The sequence below is a fragment of the Flavobacterium sp. 3HN19-14 genome, from assembly GCF_051373205.1.
Lineage (GTDB): Bacteria > Bacteroidota > Bacteroidia > Flavobacteriales > Flavobacteriaceae > Flavobacterium.
In genome coordinates this window covers 1,195,845-1,215,505 of the sequence record NZ_JBPPZT010000001.1, presented here as the reverse complement: position 1 = coordinate 1,215,505, position 19,661 = coordinate 1,195,845, and the positions used below count along the sequence as shown (strand labels likewise).

The window sequence follows — 19,661 nt, the reverse complement described above, 5'->3', positions numbered from 1 at the left end:
ACCACTGAACACTTTCAACAGTATTTTTAATTAAATTTTAGGGATTCGCGCCAATCGGCGGTTTCATAAATGATTATCTTTGCGAAAAACACTGTCATGCATAAAAAAGTAATACTCATGATATTAGACGGCTGGGAAAATCTCCTGACCCGAAAGTATCAGCTCCTGATAATGCCCATATTCCTTTCATCAATAGTTTGTATCAAAAATACCCAACAGCGCAGCTCAGGACAGACGGTCTCAATGTGGGTTTGCCTGAAGGCCAGATGGGCAATTCTGAAGTCGGCCACATGAACCTCGGAGCAGGTCGTATCATCTATCAGGACTTGGTGAAAATCAATCTCGCTGTGGCGGAAAAAACACTCAACAATGAGCCGGTTTTGAAAGCCGCATTTCAATATGCAAAAGACAATAATAAGAACGTTCATATTTTAGGATTGGTTTCTGACGGAGGCGTGCATTCGCATACTTCGCATTTGCGCGGGTTGGTAGATGCTTCGAAAGATTTCGGATTGCAGAACGTTTTCATCCATGCTTTTACTGACGGTCGCGACGTTGACCCGAAATCCGGAAAATCATACCTACAGGATTTACAAAATTACCTCGCCAATACGCCGGCGAAACTCGCTTCTGTCATCGGTCGTTATTATGCAACTGGACTGCGACAAACGTTGGGAACGCGTCAAAAAAGCTTATGATTTATTGGTAAATGGTGTCGGAACACATTCTAAAAATGCCGTTGCAAGCATTGAAGAAAGTTACAGCAAAAATATCACCGACGAATTCATCGATCCGATTGTGATGGTGGACGATTCGGATAAGCCTTTAGCGACAATACACGAAGACGACGTCGTGATTTTCTTCAACTTCATGAACCGATCGCGGCAGGCAGTTGACGGAAGCGCTTTCACAGTCTGATTTTCACGAGCAGAACATGCATAAAATGAAATTGTATTATGTTACGATGACCAATTATGACGAAAGCTATCAGAATGTCAACGTGATTTACAACAAAGACAACATTACCGAAACGCTGGGCGAAGTGCTTGAAAAAAACCATAAAAAGCAAATCCGCATTGCCGAAACTGAAAAATATCCGCACGTAACTTTTTTCTTTTCTGGCGGAAGGGAATTGCCGTTTGAAGGCGAAACCCGCATTCTGCGCGCTTCACCAAAAGTAGCCACTTACGATTTACAACCTGAAATGAGCGCTTTTGAACTCACCGATGCCTTGGTTCCGGAGCTCAATAAAGGGGAAGTGGATTTCGTCTGCCTCAATTTTGCCAATGGCGATATGGTTGGGCATACCGGTGTAATGGAAGCTGCCATCAAAGCCTGCGAAGCGGTTGACCAGTGCGTTGAAAAAGTCATTAATGCCGCTTTGGCCAATGATTACACAACAATTGTAATCGCAGATCACGGCAATTGCGAAACGATGATCAATTCGGATGGAAGTCCGAATACCGCGCACACTACCAATCCTGTTCCAATTACATTAGTCGACAATGAACTGAAAACCATCCACGACGGTGTTCTTGGTGATATTGCGCCTACAATTTTAGCGTTAATGGGAATTGAACAACCTGAAGCCATGACGCGTCATTCGCTTTTGTAACTGGAATTTCATTACTTTTAATCTCATGAAACCATTTTACAAGACAGTTCTCTTCATTGCGCTGCTCCTTTCTGTAAGTTCCTATGCCCAGGAAGGTGCGCCATCATGCGCAGAACTTCAAGCGCATTTTGAATTGTACCAGTCATGCGCAACGAATATCCCGTTTCAAAATTCTACCGGAAATACGAGTGGCGAAACGCTCAATATGCAAACTTCCTGCATTCCTACTAATTTTCACTGGTCGATTCTGGTTTTTCATGCAGATCAAGAATTCAGGCGATATCAGATTGGAGATTTCGCAGGTCAGTAATTCAGGCAACGGCACCGATGTTGATTTTGCACTTTGGTGCCATTTACCGATATGAGTAATATTTGCAATTTACTGGCGGTTCAAACCGAGGTAGATTGCAGTTATTCGAACGCCAGCGTTGAGCAGGTTTACATACCGAATGCCACAACCGGCGAGTATTATGTCCTTTTAGTGGATAATTTTGACAACCTGCCCGGGAATATTTCCATCCAGCAAATCGGAGGTTCGGGTAGTTCTGACTGCGGATTTCTTTCCTCCGTAGCAATTACAGACGCGGCAGGAAATGACATTACGCAATTTGATTATTGTAATCCTGCTACTAAAGACCTTATAGCAACCGTTGACACGTCAGATTTTGACGGCAATCCTATTGATTTACGATTTAATTACAAATGGTACAAAGATGATGTTCTTATTGTAGATCTTCCTGCCCAGGTGCAGAGCACCAACCAAATCACAGTGAGTGAATCTGGTGTTTACAGAATAGAACTTACTGCTTATGACAGCACCGATCCTGATGTTGTTCAATCAGAATTACCAGTGAGTACTGATGATGTTACGCTCACTATTTACAATACGCCGAGCTTTACGGTTGCCATGCCGGCTTCGCAATGCCTTAATGACAATCCGGTGCTTCAGGTTACAGATACGAGTACGCCACCTCAGACTTACAGCTACCAATGGTACAGAAATAATACAGCTATCCCGGGCAGACAAACGTTTTCATTAACCCGACACAGTCCGGCGATTACAAGGTCAGGGTTTCAAATCCCGGATGCACGCCGGTTGACTCTTCTATCATCACCATCTACGAGAAACCTTCGCCGGCGATTTTAGACAACCAGACTATTTGCGCGAACCAGTCTTACCAGATTTTATCGGGACTTATCAATTCGGCACAAATTACCTCACCGACTTACCAATGGCTTAAAGATGGCAATCCGATAAGTGGCGCGACCGCTTCAAGTTATGTTGTGAATTCGGGCAATCAAGCGGTTAATACTACTTCAATTTACTCGGTAGTCGTGACGGAACATAATATTTGTTCCGCCACTTCTAATACAGTTTCAATTACTATAAACCCACAACCGAACATTAATACTACTCCGGTTTCATTGCACCAGTGCGATTACATTGGCTCCAATACTGACGGAATTTCAAAAACCGACCTCACTCAGGTATATGGCGCCATCACAAACGGAGACAACGCACTTGCATTGAATTACTTTACAGATGCAGGACTTACGCAGCCAATTGCCAATCCGCAGGATTTTACCAACACAACCGCCTTTAACCAAAATATCTACGTAACCGGATTCTATCCCGGACAAACGCCGCCTTGTACTTCTGCAACTGCTACAATTGCCTTGACGGTAGACCCAACAACTATTGCGAATTATCCTAATATGGCTCCGGTTTGTCCAATCGTTAACACCAATTCGGGAACCGCAGATTTCGATTCGCAACGCGTGCTGATTAAAAATACGTATTACCCGACATCAAATGTTGATATTGTTTTTTATGCGAATGCGAATGATGCGGCGATAGAGCAAAATCCGCTGACGAACAGTTCGTTGATCCCTGTTGGCATCAATACGATTTATACACGGATTGAAACCAACAACAACTGCCAGGGTGTTGGAATCTTCCAGCTTGAAGTCACAACTGCGCCTTTGCAAAACACCGTCTCACCGATTGATGCCTGTAAAAGTGAAAATATTATTTTATCAGGTAAAGATTCCGAAGCGCTTGCGGGTCAGGCGGCTTCCGTGCAGACTTCTTATTTTTATTCGTTTGACAACGCAAAAAACAATACAAGTGTAATCAATAAAAACACCCCTGTAAATTTTTCTGTAGGAACGACGCCGGTTTTCATACGATTGACGGATACTGTTAACCAATGCTTTTCTATCGTTAGTTTCAACACTAATGTATATCCGAATCCGGTCATTACCGCACCTGATGCCCTTACATTATGCGGAACCGGAACCGCAATTTTCAACCTGAACATCAGGAAAGCACAAATTGTTAATGGCAATGCCAATTATCAGGTTGTTTTTTATGAGACCCAGGCTGATTTGAACGCCAATAATCCAATTGCGGCGCCTGAAGCTTATGAATCTGCTCCGCGGACGATTGTTGTAAATGTCACCGATCCGACCAATAACAACTGTACTTCAATAACGACTTTACAACTAAAAGTTACCGAAAACCCGGGAAGCCCGAACAATCCGAATTTACTCGAAGGATGTGACGACAGTGGTTTTTTTACTTTTGATTTGACGGAGCGCGAATTCCCTATGACCGGCAGCACACCTCCGGGACAACTCGGCTTTAAATATTACATCAATCTGGCTGATGCCGAAAGCAACAACGGCAATAATATTACCAATCCGGAAGCATTTACCAATACAGTCGCGTCACATCAGATTATTTACGTCCGCATCAACAGCACCGTGAACTTTGACAGTGAAACCGGAATTGCGTGTTACAGGATACTCGAACAGGATTTATTTGTAAGACCATTTCCTTTAGATCACGTCACGAAGAAAACTACTTATAAAATTTGCGTCGACATCAATGATCATGTCGTCAATCAGGCATTTATCGATACGAAACTTTCAGACGCAGACTATGATTTTATCTGGTTTAATGGTTTTGATGCCGTTCCCGGAAATGAAATCATCACCGCTTCCGGAAGTACATTTTCTACGCCGACGCCGGGTCAGTATTCCGTAAAAATTACCGATTTGACCAATCAGGCTTTGTGTGCAACTGTGGCGAATTTCACAACCGAAAATACAGTTATTCCATTTTCGGTGGTTGGTGATCCCGCAGAATTAATTGCTTTTGAAGTAGACAACACTATTACGGCAATCGTAACGCCACAATCGGGCGATTTTGAATACCAATTGAATGATAACGGATGGCAGTATTCCAATGTTTTTCAGAATATCAGGGAAGGCATTTATACGTTGACAGTGCGCAATCAATTTGGCTGCGGGGAAGTGAGTACCGAAATTGTAGTTGTAGATTTCCCGAGATTTTTTACGCCAAATGGCGATGGCTTTAATGATAACTGGAATATCGGCGGCCGCATCGGGCTGGATATTTCAGATGTATTGATATTTGACCGCTTTGGAAAACTCGTAAAGGAAATCACTAAAGATGAAACAGGCTGGGATGGCACGCTCAACGGCAATCAGCTGCCGGCAGATGATTATTGGTTCAAAATCGATTATGTGAAGAATGGTGTGAAAAAGGAATTCCGAAGCCATTTTGCATTAAAGCGATAAATCCCAAAAAAGTCGTATTTTTGCAACTTCAAAAAAATCAGCATGATCATTCAGAAAACACGTGAAGAAATAGAGTTGATGCGCGAAAGTGCACTCATCGTATCGAAAACTTTAGGCATGATCGCCTCAGAGATAAAACCCGGCGTGACTACTTTGTATCTTGACAAACGCGCTGAAGAATTCATCCGCGATCATGGTGCGGTCCCGAGTTTTCTGGGTTTGTATGATTTCCCGAATTCACTTTGCATGAGTCCGAACGCACAAGTCGTGCACGGCATTCCTAATAACAAACCGCTTGAAGACGGCGATGTGATTTCAGTCGATTGCGGCGCTTACAAAAACGGATATCACGGTGACCACGCCTACTCTTTTGAAATTGGCGATGTGGCTCCGGAAACCGAAAAAATTACTTCGCATAACCAAAGAATCTTTATATGCCGGCATCCGTGAATTTAAAATCGGAAACCGCGTTGAAGATGTCGGGAATGCCATTCAAAAATATACAGAAGCCCACGGTTACGGCGTCGTTCGCGAATTGGTCGGTCATGGTCTTGGCGAAAAAATGCACGAAGATCCTGAAATGCCAAATTATGGAAAACGCGGCCGCGGCAAACTTTTCATTGAAGGAATGGTAGTCGCCATAGAACCGATGATCAATATGGGCACTAAAAACATCAAGCAATTGAAAGACGGCTGGACGATCCTGACCGCTCATGGTAAACGAAGCGCGCATTTTGAACATGATGTGGCGTTGGTTGATGGAAAACCAGAATTGCTTTCGACGTTTGCTTATATCTATAAAGAATTGGGAATTGTTTCCAATGAAGAGGATGAATTTCGTAAAGTGCCGATTAAGCTCTAACACGAATTTCACGAATTTGCACAAATTTAGTGCGGAGATTTTATCTCAAATATATTAGCCAATCACAACAATTTACAAGCCAAAAAATGAATGATTTTTATTTAAGAGACGAAGCCTATGCAATTATTGGCTGCTGCATGGAAGTTCACAAAATTCTCGGAAATGGGCATGGTGAAATTATCTACGGCGATGCTTTGGAATATGAATTTCAGAAGAATGATATTCCATATAGCCGGAAAAAGCAATTTTCTATAGCATACAAAGACATTGTTTTGCCTCACTACCATTTTTCAGACTTTTTAATATTTGATAAGATAATTCTGGAGATTAAAGCCATTTCAAAATTATCAAATAATGAAATTAGGCAAACTTTAAACTATCTCGCCGCGTCAAAAAACAAGTTGGGGTTATTGGTTAATTTTGGAGAATCCAGCCTGGTTTATAAAAGAGTAATACTGTAGCCAATTTGTGAAAATTCGTGAAATCCGTGTTATAATAAGATGAAAAAACTTTTCAAATTCATATTAAATACCATTCCGCGCCCATTATTGATTCGATTGAGTTATGTGGCGCGTCCGGTTTTGGCATTCGCCTTAAGAGGCAACAAATTCACTGATCCTATCGACGGGAAAAGCTTTAAAATGTTTCTGCCTTACGGTTACGGCAACCAACGCAACAATGTATTATCACCAAGCACGCTTTCTCTTGAAAGGCACCGATTGCTTTGGCTGTATTTGAAAAACGAAACTGATTTTTTTACCGCACCGAAAAGGTATTGCACTTCGCCCCCGAACAGGCATTTTATAAATTATTCCGCAACCAGAAAAACCTCGATTATACAACAACCGATTTGTTTTCGCCATTGGCAGATGTAAAAGCAGATATCTGCGATTTGCCTTTTGAAGACAATTCTTACGACGTTATTTTGTGTAATCACGTACTCGAACACATTCCCGACGACACGAAAGCGATGCAGGAATTGTACCGCGTTTTGAAACCTGGCGGCATGGGTATTTTCCAGATTCCGCAGGATTTGTCAAGAGCTACGACTTTTGCTGATGATACGATTACCGATGCAAAAGAACGCGCGAAGATTTTCGGGCAATATGACCATGTTCGGATTTACGGTCGCGATTATTTCGACAAGCTCAGAAGCATCGGTTTTAAGGTTTTTGAAGAAGATTATACGAAGAAGATTTCACCTGAACTGGTCGAGAAATATTGTTTGGCAAAAGGGGAAATTATTCCCGTTTGCTTTAAATGATATAACACAAATTGCACAAATTAACACGAATTCAAATTTGTGGAAATTCGTGAAATCCGTGTTAGATCAACAATAAAAAAGCCGGAAACATTAATTCGTTTTCCGGCTTTGCTTTGCGTATTTTGACTTTTTCTGACTTCCTAACTTTTCTCAGGCATCAGCATTCCAATCACCTTGTCTTTAGTCAAATATTTCTTCGCGACATTCCTGGATTTCTTTAGCCGTAACCGCATTGATTTTCGCTTCAGCGTCTAAAATCTCATCAGGATTGCTGCCATTTACATACGATTTGCTAAAGTTAGTCAGCCAATACCTGTTTTCTTTAATGTTCTTTTTGTAATCAAGCAGCTCCGCTTCTTTGAATTTCGCTACGTCTTTCGCATTCCTGAACCTTTGTCAATGATTTTCTGCAATTCTTTTAAAGCCGAAGCAGTCAGTTTTTCAGCATTTTCTGGTCCGGCACGGAAAGCTGATATTGAAACTGTAACTTCCGTTCGGCACTTTGTTCATACTGCCACGCGCACTGATTCCATATACGCCGCTTTCGTTTTCACGTAATTCTTCAATTAGCTTAATCGTCAGGACTTCTCCCAAAGCCTGCATTGCAAATGCTTCTTTCGGAGTATATTCTGTATCGCCATAATACATGATCGTTACGTTCGATTTCGGATCAGTCCCTTTATTGACGATCTTTTTCAAATCGCCTTTTGGCATCCTGAAACCTAAATCTATAGCTTTTTCTTTCTTATCTGTTGAAGGCAATGACGCAATATATTTCGCAGAAAAATCTTCCATCGCTTTATCGTCAACATTCCCAACAAAATAAAATTCGAAGTCACCGGCATTCGCAAAACGCTCTTTGTATTTGTTGTAAGCCAATTGGTAATCTGTCGTTTCCCATGTTTTTTCAGTCGGAATCAGTCCGTTGAAACGCGGATTGTCCTTGTACAACCATCCGTAAAATTCCTGTGAAAAATAGAACGACGGCTGCGACGCAAGGTTTTTATATGACGCATCTAGTTTTTGCTTGTACCCTTCGTAAGCATCTTTATCCATGTTCAAATCGGTGAAATAAGCATACAAAGTCTGGAATAAATATTCCGCATCTTTCGGCGTAGTCGAACCACGCAAACCTTCAGTCGTTGACCCAATGTAAGGCGTAACATTCGCAATTTTGCCCGCCATATATTTGTTGATGTCATTCATTTTCAAACCTGAAAATCCGGCTTCGGTAAGCGCACCGTTGGCGAATTGCGTTTTCTTGAGCTCGTCGTTAGAATACAAATTCGTTCCGCCGAAACTGATGCCTTCCATGATGATTTCGTCATTCTTGAAATCGGTTTTCTTGTAGGTTACTTTCGCTCCGTTAGAAAGCACTAACGTCGTTGCACCGATTTTATCATCTTTGATTTTCTTAACGATTGTGCCTGGTTTTATTTCGTTTCTGAGCAAGCTTTTCGCAATTTCAGAGTCTTCGTAAGCTACAACATCGCCATCATTAACCTTAAGCGCATCAAGGATTTCAGCCTCGGTGACTTTTTTTAAACCTTCCTTTTCCGGAACTGGTGATGATCACGACGCGGTTGTCTTCTTCACATAATCCTTAATCACGTTATTGACATCGCCCAAAGTGATGGTCGGCACCATTTGCTTTACGGTTTTGTATTCCCAGTCGATTCCCGGCGCCGGAGTACCTTCAAGGAAATGCGATTGGTATTCGCCGATGAAATTATCAGAATTCGTTTTCTCGCGGTCGTTATATACTTTTTCATATTGTGCCAAAATATCAGATTTCGCGCGGTCAAGTTCCGATTGCGTAAAGCCGAATTTTTTTGCACGTGCATTTTCAGTCACCAAAACTTTCAGGGCGGAAAGGACTTTATCTTCCTGAACCATCGCAAAAGATTGATAACCTTCTTTATTTCTGGCGTAAGTGCCGCCATGGTAAGAATATCCGAAAGTGAACGGCGGTGTTGGTGAATTGGTCAACTCATCAAGCCTGTTGTTGAGCATTCCCGTGAAAATACCTTCAACAAGATCACTCCGGTAATCGGCAACCGTTTTTGTTATTTTGGTATTGTCGTAATCCTTATACATCAACTGGATTTGCGTCGCCGAGGCTTCCTTGTCGCTTTCAATCGCTACAAAAGTCTCCTTGTGGTTCGGAACGTCGAAGGTTGCGCGCGGCTTTTCATTTTTCGGATTCTTATAGCTGCCGAAATGATCCTTGATTTTCTTTTCGATGGCCTCTACATCGATATCACCTACTACGACTACAGCAATCAAATCCGAACGTACCAATCTTTGTAGAACTTGGTGATTTTATCATATTTAAAATTTTCAAGCACTTCTTTTTTCCAATCGGCATGCGTTCTGCATAATGCGATTTGTATAGCATTTTCGGCATGTAGCGCTCTTCCATTCTTTGGTCGGCGCCCAGTCCGAGACGGTATTCTTCTAAAACAACGCCTCTTTCTTTGTCGATTTCTTCTGGTGTAAGATTCGCGTTAAAAGCCCAGTCTTCAATGATCTGGAAACCTTTTTCCAATTTTTCAGGGTCGTCTGACGGGATTGGAAGGAAATAAGCCGTTTCGTCAAAACTCGTATACGCATTCAGGTGCTGCCCGAATTTCACGCCGATGCTTTGCAGGTAATCAACAAGCTTGTTTTTCGGAAAACGCTTTGTCCCGTTGAAATTCATGTGTTCCATAAAGTGCGCCAGGCCTTGCTGGTCGTCGTCTTCAAGGATAGAACCTGCGTTGACAACGAGTCTTAAACTCACTTTGTTTTCAGGTTTTCCATTCTTTCGGATGTAGTAGGTCAATCCGTTTGATAATTTTCCAGTTCCGCACATTCGGATCGAAAGGAATCGGGCTGTCGCCTTTGAGTTCCTGCGCGCCCATTGACAATGGCAATGCCAGTAAAAACAGCCATGCTTTGTTAAATTGCTTCATAGATATATAGTTTTGTGTGTGAAAAGTATTATATAAACATTGAAATTCGAAATTTATTATTAAATCTTTAACTATTAGTCAAATGTGACAAGTCAAAAGTCGAAAGTCATTGTATTGTCTGTAATCTGCCTTCTTTTGACTTTGGACTTTTCACTTTCGACTCCATCACAATATCCATTCATTTTATTTGTTATATTTACCACTAAGAAATCCCGATTACATTTGGCCATGAAGCATCTCTACAAGTATTTACTTTCAACTGCTGCGCTTTTATTCTGTTATTCGTTTTGTTTCGGTCAGGCGGCCGAAAAGGAAATCATTCCGCCATACAATATAAAGACGGCGACTTTTGTGCAAAACGGACAGAATACGGTTCCGGTTTTCGGATTGAATGACAGTTTCGAATTCCAATTCGACGATTTGTTCGGCAATGAAGCCAATTATTTTTATGTATTGCAACACTGCGATTACGATTGGAAGCCTTCGCAATTGAGCAAAAGTGAATACATCAATGGCTTTGACGACCAGCGTATTCAGGAGTATACGAATTCCTTCAACACGCTACAATTATATTCGCATTATCGCGTGGCTTTCCCTAATAAAAATACGCGTTTCCTGGTAAGTGGCAATTATGTCCTGAAGATTCTGAACGATGACAAAGAAGTGGTTTTTTCAAGAAAATTCATCCTTTTCGAAGATCTGGTTTCGGTGCCGATGCAAATCAAGCGCTCCAGGACTATTGCAGATATCGACTACAAGCAGAATCTCGATTTCGCTATAAAATCACAGAATATTCTGTTCCAGAGTCCATTGCAGAACGTAAAAGTATTGCTATTGCAAAATGGACAGCTCAACACCGGCATCACCAATATCAAACCACAATATACGATCGGCAACGATTTGATTTACAAGTACAACCAGGAAACGCAATTCTGGGGCGGCAACGAATTCTTGTATTTTGAAAACAAAGATGTTCGCGCGGCAACCAATAATGTTGGTTTCATAGACTCAGGCGATATCTACAATGCGCATCTTTATCTGAATAATGCGCGCGGCAGCCAGAACTACACTTATTTTCCGGATGTAAATGGAAATTTCATAGTGAAAAATATTAATGCCGAGAATAATGATGTCGAAGCCGATTATGTCTGGGTTTATTTCAGGTATTCTGCGCCCGCATATTTCGGCACCAACGGTATTTATGTCAACGGAATGTTCAATAATTACGCCACAACGCCGGAATACAGGCTTGATTACAACAAAGATTTAGGTATTTACGAAAAGGCGATTTTAATCAAACAGGGCTTTACCAATTATCAATATGTTATTGCTGACAGCAACGGAAAAATCGATGCAGAGCACGCGCCCGACGGTAATTTCTATCAAACTGAAAACAACTATTTCGCCATCGTCTATTACCGTGAAAACAGCCAGCGTTATGACCGCGTGATTGGCAAAGGCGTAGCAACGTCAGTAGACATTACCAATTAATGAAAATTTAACGGCAAAAAAATCAAATTCGTCGTATTTTTCGTAAATTTGAATACATTAAAACTTCTTTTTTAAATGGTTACGCAAATAACAAGAGGCATAAAAATTTCAGTTTTGACGAGTTTTGAAGGCACTTACTTCAAAAACTACAAGCTGCATTTTGCCTTTAGTTATGAAATTACGATTGAAAACCACAGCAAGGATTCTGTTCAGCTAACATCCCGTCACTGGGAAATTTTTGATTCTCTAAATGAGATTGAAATTGTTGACGGTGAAGGTGTAATCGGGAAAAAACCCGTTTTGAAACCTGGAGAATCGCATACTTACAGTTCCGGATGCCTTTTGTCATCTCCGTTCGGGGCGATGCGCGGTTATTTCAATATGATCAATTTTACTTCTACTAGAAACTTCCGTGTAATTGTGCCTAATTTCAGGTTGAGCGCACCGTTTGCACTGAATTAATCAATACATTATAAAACTCACATAAAAAAACCGGAATCAAATGACTCCGGTTTTTTACTGTAAACTGTTAACCGTGAACTGTCAACTCAAATTTATTCTCCCAAAAACGGATAGCGGTAATCCACAGGCGTTACAAAAGTTTCTTTAATCGTTCTTGGTGAAACCCAACGCAGTAAATTCTGCATTGAACCTGCCTTATCATTCGTTCCCGATGCGCGCGCACCGCCAAATGGCTGCATGCCTACAACGGCTCCGGTTGGTTTATCATTGATGTAGAAGTTTCCTGCGGCATTCTGCAATCCTGAAGTCGCTTCTGCAATCGCATAACGGTCAGTGCTAAAAACCGCTCCTGTCAACGCATATTCCGACGTACCGTCAACCAATTTCAACGTCTCCGCCCATTTCGCATCTTCATACACATAAATCGTCATCACCTGCCAACAATTCGGTCTCCATCGTCTTGTATTTCGAATTTGTGGTCACAATAATTGTCGGTTCAATGAACCAGCCTTTCGATTTGTCGTAATTGCCGCCAACTATAATTTCCGCGTCAGCGTCATTTTTCGCCTGGTCGATATACGAAGCCAATTTGTCGAATGAACCTTCGTGAATTACCGCAGTAATGAAATTCCCGAAATCTTCCGGCGAACCCATTTTAAACGATTTCACATCTGTAATCAATTGTTCTTTCACCGCTGGCCACAAGCTTTGCGGAACGTAACCACGCGATGCCGCCGAACATTTCTGCCCTTGGAATTCAAAAGCGCCACGCACGATTCCTGTCGCCACTTGTTTTGCGTCAGCACTCGGATGCGCCAAAACGAAATCCTTACCGCCGGTTTCACCGACAATTCTTGGATACGTTTTATAAGTATGGATATTTTCTCCTATTTTCTTCCAGATTTCCTTAAATACAAAAGTCGAACCTGTGTAATGAATTCCAGCAAAATCAGGACTCGCCAGCAAAGTATCGGTAATCATCACCGGATCGCCAAAAACAACGTTAATCACGCCATCCGGAACACCGGCTTCCTTAAACACGTCAATGATCACTTTCGCCGAAAATACCTGACTGTCGCTCGGTTTCCAAACCACAACATTGCCCATCAAAGCCGCGCTTGCCGGCAAATTCGCTGCAATCGCCGTAAAGTTAAAAGGCGTAATCGCATACACAAATCCTTCTAATGGGCGATATTCCACGCGATTCCACATATCCGAATTCGATTTTGGCTGGTCATTGTAAATCTGCGTCATGAATTCAACATTATAACGCAAAAAGTCAATCAGCTCACAAGCCGCATCAATTTCTGCCCTGGAAAATATTCTTCGACTGCCCGATCATCGTCGCCGCATTAATCTTCGCACGATACAGGACCGCGATCAGCTCCGCCGCTTTCAAAAATATCGCTGCGCGCTGTTCCCATTGCAAATTCGCCCATTGCTCACGCGCTTCCAAAGCACTCGAAATCGCTTTTTCCACATGCGCTTTTTCCGCCAAATGATAAATCCCAACTACGTGCTGGTGGTCGTGCGGCGCCGTGATATTTTTGGTATTCCCGGTCTTGATTTTCTCGCTCCCGATATACAACGGAACGTCAATTTTCGCATTCCACATTTGTTGGTAAGCCGCTAAAACCGCCGCTTTTTCAGGCGAATTCGGCGCATAAGATTTTACAGGTTCGTTAACCGCTTTCGGTACGTGAAAGAATCCTTTTGGCATATTGTTATATTTTTAAGAATTATCAAAATTTCGTGCCGCAAAGATACAAAATGTTCTCTCAAATCATTTCGATTTACGAATTTGATAATCATTTGAAGTTTCAGGAGCAACAACATCCCATAAACCTACAACAGTCATCCCGCACCCGAGGCCTTTTTCAGGCCGAACTGACGAAGTAATCCGCAGTAGTTTTGCAGCTGAACGCCAACCGCAAAAGCTACTTGCTCCTATCGGGGCTATTTTAGAGGTCTTATTTTTCCAATGACTTTCCCTCAATACATTCAAAACAAAATCAACAAACGTTAAACTTCTTAAAAAACCACCCGCTTTCCAAAATCCAAATCGTAAATTTATTACTACAGACCTAACAGGTTTTAAAAACCTGTTAGGTCTTAAATCCTGAACCCAAAATGAAAACCCCACTACTTGCCTTCAACGATAAAGGCATCTACTGCGAACAAGCCGACGTTTACCTCGACCCGTGGAAGCCCGTCAAAAACGCCATCATCACGCACGGCCACGCTGACCACTCACGTTGGGGGCATCAAAATTACATCACACACCATACGAACGTCCCTATCATCAAACACCGGCTCGGCGACATCAACGTCACCGGAAAAGACTGGAACGAGACTTTCGTTGTCAATGGTGTCAAATTTTCGTTGCATCCGCCGGGCATATCATCGGCAGTGCGCAAATCCGCGTTGAATATAAAGGTGAAATCTGGGTTTTTACGGGCGATTACAAAACAGAAGATGATGGTATTTCCGTTCCGTATGAAGTGGTCAAATGCCATGCCTTTATAACAGAAAACACTTTCGGACTGCCTGCTTTCAACTGGCTGCCGCAAGCAGAAGTCATGACCGACATCAACAATTGGTGGGCAGAAAACAAAGCAGACGGAAAAACATCGGTCTTATTCGGTTACACTTTAGGAAAAGCACAAAGATTATTGAAATATCTCGACCCGTCAATTGGAAAAATATACACACACGGCGCGGTCGAGAACATGACGAACGTCCTGCGTCCGATGGTCGATTTTCCGCCAACAATCAGAATTACATCTGAAACCAAAAAAGAAGACATCGCCGGCAATATGGTACTTGCACCGCCAAGCGCACACGGCACACCCTGGATCCGGAAAATGACGCCTTATGTAACCGGAGCAGCTAGCGGTTGGATGGCTTTTCGCGGAGCAAGACGTCGTCGTGCCATTGATAAGGGTTTTGTCCTGAGCGACCATTGCGATTGGTACGGATTGCTCGACAGCATAAAAGCCACCGGTGCCGAAAGAATTATCTGCACGCACGGCTATTCTGATGTGATGTCGAAATATCTGCGTGAAATGGGTTACGACGCCCGGACCAGCACATACGCAATATGAAGGCGATGAAATGGATACGAAAGCTGATATGGAAGAAGAGATAGCACACGGATAACACCATTTTACAGATTTTCACAGGTTTCAAATTCATCTGTAAAATCTGTGCGCCAATAAAAAATAAAATGAAAAACTTCGCCGAACTTATAAAAACCCTCGACAGCTCTAACAAAACGTCTGTCAAAGTCGACGCGCTCACGGATTATTTCCGCGTGGCATCCGAAGAAGACAAGGTTTGGTGCATTGCAATCCTGTCTCATCGGCGTCCACCTCGTCCCGTAAATACAACACTATTGCGCCTTTGGGCCAGATGAACTCGCGCAGATTCCGCTTTGGCTTTTTGAAGAAAGTTATCACATTGTCGGCGATTTGGCAGAAACAATTGCGCTAATCATTCCGACGACAAAAGAACATTCCGATAAAAGCCTGAGCGAATACGTTCGTGAAATCATCGCCTTAAAGAAAAAATCCGACGAAGAAAAACGAGATTATTTACATGAAAACTGGCTGGCTTTAAATTACTACGAACGCTTCGTCTTCACCAAATTGATCACGGGAAGTTTCCGCATCGGCGTTAGCCAAAAACTGATGATGCGCGCACTATCAAAAGCACAAAATATCGACGAAGATGCACTCGCATATAAATTAATGGGAAATTGGGATCCAAATACCATCACTTTTCAGGAATTGATTCTCGATGAAAGAAGCTCTGATTATTTGTCGAAACCATTCCCGTTTTATCTTGCTTATCCAATCGAAGGTGAAATTTCAAATCTCGGAAATCCAGAAGACTGGAGCGCTGAACACAAGTGGGATGGCATCCGTTCGCAAACCATTATCCGTGACAATGAAATTTTCGTTTGGAGTCGCGGCGAAGAACTGGTCACCGATAAATATCCGGAATTTACGGCATTCCTCGGTATTATTCCAAACGGAACTGTCATTGATGGTGAAATTTTACCGTTCCCGGAAGGCGAAATCGGTACGTTTAATGATTTACAAACCCGTATCGGACGCAAGACAGTTTCACAGGCATTGCTCAGTAAAACACCGGTTTTGATTAAAGCCTACGATCTGCTCGAATGGGAAGGCGAAGACATCGCGAATTTCCCTTATGAAGAACGCCGGAATTTACTCGAAAAACTATACGAAAGGGTAAAAAATGAAAATATCCCGCTACAGCTCTCAGAGAGGATTTCACTCAAAACCTGGGAAGATGTGACGGCTGAACGAATGCGCGCCCGCGAAATGAAAAGCGAAGGATTAATGTTGAAAAGAAAGAATTCCATATATGGCGTCGGTCGAAAAAAGGGCGATTGGTGGAAATGGAAAATCGAACCTTTGGTCATTGATGCCGTTTTGACTTACGCCATGCGTGGTCATGGAAGACGTTCGAATTTATTCACTGATTATACTTTCGCACTTTGGCAAGACAATGAAAATGGCGAACGCGAATTAGTTACTTTCGCGAAAGCATATTCCGGGTTGACAGATGCAGAATTTCGCAAAGTCGACGATTGGATTAAGAAAAATACGCTTGAAAGATTTAGTTCCAGGTGCGAAGCGTTACGCCGCAACTCGTTTTCGAAATCGGTTTTGAAGGAATTGCCTTATCGAAAAGGCATAAAAGCGGCGTTGCAACACGATTTCCAAGAATCTTACGTTGGCGCCACGACAAAAAAATCGACGAAGCCAATTCGATTGAAGATTTGAAAAGCATGATTTAATAAAATAACACAAATTTTACAGCATATCAAATTTGTGAAATTCGTGTAATTCGTGTAAAGCCTATTATGAACAGAGAACAACTCTTCGAAATTGCCGAAAACTGGTTCAAATCGCAAGGCTGGAAAGCATTTCCATTCCAAACCCGGACCTGGACCGCTTTCCTGCAAGGCAAGAACGGCCTGCTTAACGCGCCAACCGGAAGCGGGAAAACCTATGCGCTCTGGATGCCTGTTGTTCTCGATTACATCAAAAGAAACCCGGATTACAAAACCAAACACAAACCCGGATTAAAAGCCATTTGGATTACGCCATTACGCGCGCTTTCTGTAGAAATCAAACAAGCTGCAGAAAGAATTGCCAATGATCTGGGCACTCAAATAACTGTCGGCATCCGCTCCGGCGATACTTCGGCAAGCGAACGCGCCAGGCAAAAAACCAAAATGCCGGATTTACTCATCACGACTTCGGAAAGTTTACAATTACTTTTGGCATCAAAAGGCTATGAAAAAGTTTTTCAGGATTGTGCTGCAATTGTCATTGACGAATGGCACGAGCTTTTAGGCACAAAACGCGGCGTGCAAACCGAATTGGGATTGTCAAGACTCAAAACCATCGCGCCGAAAATGCGCATCTGGGGCATTTCTGCAACCATCGGAAATTTAGAACAAGGAAGGCAGGTTTTACTTGGCCCTGATTCTGAAGCCTATCATAACTCCGTTTTGGTGCGGGCACAAATCCATAAAAAAATCAAGGTCATTTCAATCATTCCCGAAAAAATGGACAGTTATCCGTGGCGTGGCCATATGGGATTGCACTTGATTGATGAAGTGGCAAAAATTGTCCGTGCAAGCAAAACCACGCTTATTTTTACGAATGTACGTTCGGCCTGCGAAATCTGGTTCCAGCGACTGCTCGAAAAATACCCCGAATTTGCCGGCGTCATGGCGATGCACCACGGCAGCATCAACCGCGAAACCCGGCTTTGGGTGGAACAGGCCATTCGCGATGAAGAATTAAAAGTTGTCGTTTGTACTTCAAGTCTGGACTTGGGCGTCGATTTTGCACCGGTAGAAACCATTATACAAATTGGCGGCCCAAAGGTGTCGCAAAATTCCTGCAACGTGCCGGGCGAAGCGGCCACCAACCCGGAAAAGAAAGCGTGATCTATTTTCTGGCGACACATGCGATTGAACTCGTTGAAGCTTCGGCGCTGAAAAAAGCGGTTGCTGAAACGGTTGTTGAAGACCGGATTCCGTATTTGAGCAGTTGGGACGTTTTGGTGCAATACCTGAACACACTCGCCGTTTCTGACGGATTCTATCCCGATGCAATCTACGAAGAAGTCAAAAACACTTTTTGTTTCCAAGTGATGACAAAAGAAAACTGGAATTGGGTTCTGAATTTCATCGTTCACGGCAGCCAGAGTTTGCAGGCTTACGACGAATATAAAAAAGTCGATATCGAAGCCGACGGGAAGTTTAAAATCAACAGCCGCGCCACCGCCATGCACCATCGCTTGCAAATCGGGACGATTGTTGGTGATGCGACAATGAACGTGAAATTCCTGAGCGGTGGTTATCTTGGCAATATTGAGGAATGGTTTGCATCTAAACTCAACAAAGGTGATGTTTTTACATTCGCCGGAAAAAAACTGGAGCTGTTCCAAATCAAAAATATGCAGGTTATTGTCAGGAAAGCCGACGTCAAAAAAGCATCAAGATTTGTAAGCTGGATGGGCGGCAGGATGACACTTTCGGCACAAATGAGCGAGTTACTACGCCAGGAATTGTACGCTGCAAATACGGAGAAACTTACACCCGAACTCAAAGCACTTGCGCCGGTTTTCAAAAGGCAGCGAAAGGAATCGATCGTTCCAAATGCTGATGAATTTCTAATCGAGACCTTCAAGACACGCGAAGGTTATCACGCGATTTTTTATCCTTTTGAAGGTCGTTTCGTGCATGAAGCACTGGCAAGTTTGATGGCATATCGCATCAGTTTGCTGTCGCCGATTTCATTTTCACTGGCGTATAACGACTACGGATTTGAATTGCTTTCCGATCAGGAGATCGATATGGAACAGGTTTTGGACAATAATCTTTTTACGCCTGAACACCTGCATCATGATTTGCAGGCCAGCCTGAATTCAACCGAAATGGCGCGGCGGAAATTTCGTGATATTGCTGTGATTGCAGGATTGATATTCACCGGATTTCCCGGAAAAATAGTTAAGACGAAGCATTTGCAAAGCGGTTCGCAGTTGCTGTTTGAAGTCTTTCGTGATTTTGAACCCGATAATTTATTGTACCAGCAATCGTATCGCGAAACTTTCGAGCACCAGCTTGAAGAAGGCCGTATGATTATGGCTTTGGAACGAATTGAAAGCCAAAACATCGTTTGGAAGCGGTGCGAAAAACCAACTCCATTCAGTTTTCCAATCATCACAGACCGATTGCGCGAGAAATTATCCAGTGAAACTTTGGCGGAACGGATTAAGAAAATGACGGCTTCGTATATGAAATAATGACCGCTTCGCTGAAAGAGTCAAGACCGCTTCGCTGAAAGAAAAAAGACGTAT

11 protein-coding genes and 7 pseudogenes are annotated in these 19,661 nt (G+C 42.7%); 12 read left to right on the top strand and 6 right to left on the bottom strand.

Annotation, left to right across the window (positions count from 1 at the left end; genetic code table 11):
* Positions 1-96: 96 nt before the first annotated feature.
* From gpmI to ACSLFW_RS06320, 7 genes and pseudogenes are all read left to right on the top strand, one after another.
* Positions 97-1,615, top strand: a pseudogene (gene gpmI, locus ACSLFW_RS06350) (2,3-bisphosphoglycerate-independent phosphoglycerate mutase).
* A gap of 25 nt (positions 1,616-1,640) precedes the next feature.
* Positions 1,641-1,925, top strand: coding sequence for a hypothetical protein (locus ACSLFW_RS06345; protein ID WP_436555079.1), 285 nt, complete (start codon positions 1,641-1,643; stop codon positions 1,923-1,925).
* A 51-nt stretch (positions 1,926-1,976) separates the two neighbouring features.
* Positions 1,977-2,762, top strand: coding sequence for a hypothetical protein (locus ACSLFW_RS06340; protein ID WP_436555078.1), 786 nt, complete (start codon positions 1,977-1,979; stop codon positions 2,760-2,762).
* A 188-nt stretch (positions 2,763-2,950) separates the two neighbouring features.
* Positions 2,951-5,221 (top strand): T9SS type B sorting domain-containing protein, encoded by a 2,271-nt coding sequence (locus tag ACSLFW_RS06335; protein WP_436555077.1) that lies wholly within the window; start codon positions 2,951-2,953, stop codon positions 5,219-5,221.
* Positions 5,222-5,263: 42 nt separating this feature from the next.
* Positions 5,264-6,083: pseudogene (gene map, locus ACSLFW_RS06330) on the top strand (type I methionyl aminopeptidase).
* An 86-nt stretch (positions 6,084-6,169) separates the two neighbouring features.
* Positions 6,170-6,544 (top strand): GxxExxY protein, encoded by a 375-nt coding sequence (locus tag ACSLFW_RS06325; RefSeq protein WP_436555076.1) that lies wholly within the window; start codon positions 6,170-6,172, stop codon positions 6,542-6,544.
* Positions 6,545-6,583: 39 nt separating this feature from the next.
* Positions 6,584-7,347 (top strand): annotated as a pseudogene (locus ACSLFW_RS06320) (class I SAM-dependent methyltransferase).
* A 441-nt stretch (positions 7,348-7,788) separates the two neighbouring features.
* Here ACSLFW_RS06320 and ACSLFW_RS06315 read toward each other — a convergent pair.
* The 4 genes from ACSLFW_RS06315 to ACSLFW_RS06300 all read right to left on the bottom strand — a co-directional run bounded on the left by ACSLFW_RS06315 (position 7,789) and on the right by ACSLFW_RS06300 (position 10,301).
* Entirely contained in the window at positions 7,789-8,799 is a 1,011-nt protein-coding gene (locus ACSLFW_RS06315) for a M16 family metallopeptidase (RefSeq protein ID WP_436555075.1), read from the bottom strand.
* A 120-nt stretch (positions 8,800-8,919) separates the two neighbouring features.
* Positions 8,920-9,648: a M16 family metallopeptidase gene (locus tag ACSLFW_RS06310; RefSeq protein ID WP_436555074.1), complete on the bottom strand. Its 729-nt coding sequence runs from the start codon at positions 9,646-9,648 to the stop codon at positions 8,920-8,922.
* The gene (locus ACSLFW_RS06305) at positions 9,608-10,171 is read right to left on the bottom strand and encodes a M16 family metallopeptidase (RefSeq protein WP_436555073.1); all 564 of its coding nucleotides are present in this window, start codon (positions 10,169-10,171) and stop codon (positions 9,608-9,610) included. The genes ACSLFW_RS06310 and ACSLFW_RS06305 overlap by 41 nt, the downstream gene beginning before the upstream one ends.
* On the bottom strand, positions 10,137-10,301 hold the full coding sequence (locus ACSLFW_RS06300; protein ID WP_436555072.1) for a hypothetical protein: 165 nt from the start codon (positions 10,299-10,301) through the stop codon (positions 10,137-10,139). Before ACSLFW_RS06300 ends, ACSLFW_RS06305 begins: the two co-directional genes overlap by 35 nt.
* A gap of 228 nt (positions 10,302-10,529) precedes the next feature.
* Between ACSLFW_RS06300 and ACSLFW_RS06295 the strand changes: the two genes are divergently transcribed.
* Positions 10,530-11,792: a DUF5103 domain-containing protein gene (locus ACSLFW_RS06295; RefSeq protein WP_436555071.1), complete on the top strand. Its 1,263-nt coding sequence runs from the start codon at positions 10,530-10,532 to the stop codon at positions 11,790-11,792.
* A 75-nt stretch (positions 11,793-11,867) separates the two neighbouring features.
* Positions 11,868-12,254, top strand: a complete 387-nt coding sequence (gene apaG / locus ACSLFW_RS06290) for a Co2+/Mg2+ efflux protein ApaG (protein ID WP_436555070.1) — start codon at positions 11,868-11,870, stop codon at positions 12,252-12,254.
* Between the two features lie 92 nt (positions 12,255-12,346).
* Here apaG and pruA read toward each other — a convergent pair.
* Together pruA and ACSLFW_RS06280 are read right to left on the bottom strand one after the other, a co-directional pair.
* A pseudogene (gene pruA, locus ACSLFW_RS06285) lies at positions 12,347-13,974 on the bottom strand (L-glutamate gamma-semialdehyde dehydrogenase).
* 63 nt (positions 13,975-14,037) lie between these two features.
* Positions 14,038-14,397 (bottom strand): hypothetical protein, encoded by a 360-nt coding sequence (locus ACSLFW_RS06280; RefSeq protein ID WP_436555069.1) that lies wholly within the window; start codon positions 14,395-14,397, stop codon positions 14,038-14,040.
* On the opposite strand from ACSLFW_RS06280, the pseudogene ACSLFW_RS06275 reads away from it, so the two are divergent.
* From ACSLFW_RS06275 to ACSLFW_RS06265, 3 pseudogenes are all read left to right on the top strand, one after another.
* A pseudogene (locus ACSLFW_RS06275) lies at positions 14,385-15,413 on the top strand (ligase-associated DNA damage response exonuclease). The gene ACSLFW_RS06280 and the pseudogene ACSLFW_RS06275 overlap by 13 nt on opposite strands.
* Before the next feature lie 67 nt (positions 15,414-15,480).
* Positions 15,481-17,082, top strand: a pseudogene (locus ACSLFW_RS06270) (ATP-dependent DNA ligase).
* 66 nt (positions 17,083-17,148) lie between these two features.
* Positions 17,149-19,607 (top strand): annotated as a pseudogene (locus ACSLFW_RS06265) (ligase-associated DNA damage response DEXH box helicase).
* Positions 19,608-19,661 lie beyond the last annotated feature (54 nt).